The 757-nt window shown below is 49.9% G+C and carries 1 protein-coding gene; it reads right to left on the reverse strand.

Translation table 11 applies throughout. The features are described from left to right. Positions 1-757, reverse strand: a 757-nt coding sequence (locus ICL55_RS34890; RefSeq protein ID WP_223151699.1) for a hypothetical protein, incomplete at both ends; no start/stop codon positions are given.

Here is a 757-nt window from a genome sequence, read left to right on the forward strand (position 1 = left end):
CAGTATCCCCCTTGCGCGGTGGCGCTTCATCACGCGGCAATTGGTGATCTCCACATCCGGGTTCTTGTCTATATTTTCCAGCAGATCTCCAATTTTGAGTATACCGGTGATATTCTCGTTGAACTTAATCCGGTGTCCTGTAACATCGTCGTTTTCCAATTCATCCTCCTGCCCTACCACGGATAAAATCTGCCTGCGCTGCATGGTAGCTGTATCCACACGCCAGGCTTTTTCGCCCTGCTCAAAGCCTATGTACCTATCATGCTGCGCCAGCAGCACTTCATGATCGCTCAATACTTCGACTACCGGGGCATACATACTATGTATATTGACAAAATCATCGCCCGCGCCGGTTACCGTGCATCCGTCGATCACAATGCGGCCTTTACAACCACTAAAATGCGTGGCGTCGGCTACGGTACTGAATACACGATTTTTCTTTTCATTGGCTATGATATTCACCTGCTTCAGGGTGATGTCTTCACATTCGGAAGCGCTGACCCCAGCACTCAGGGCATGGTAAATGTTGATTTTCTCCAGCCACAGCCGGCTGCTCTGCATCAGCTGTATACCATCGGTGATGTAATAGTCGTGGTAAAGGGCAATCAGCGTTCCGCGCTCCGGCTTCCTTTCAAGCGGGAAATGCAGCCGTACCAACCCATTCTCACGCAATTCAGCCGTGGCGTTCCAAATTTCCCCCAGAGGATTATCGGTGGTCTCGTATACGAGGTCTTTATTACCTGCATTGAAGATATTG

Source organism: Chitinophaga varians, from assembly GCF_014529945.1.
GTDB lineage: Bacteria > Bacteroidota > Bacteroidia > Chitinophagales > Chitinophagaceae > Chitinophaga > Chitinophaga varians.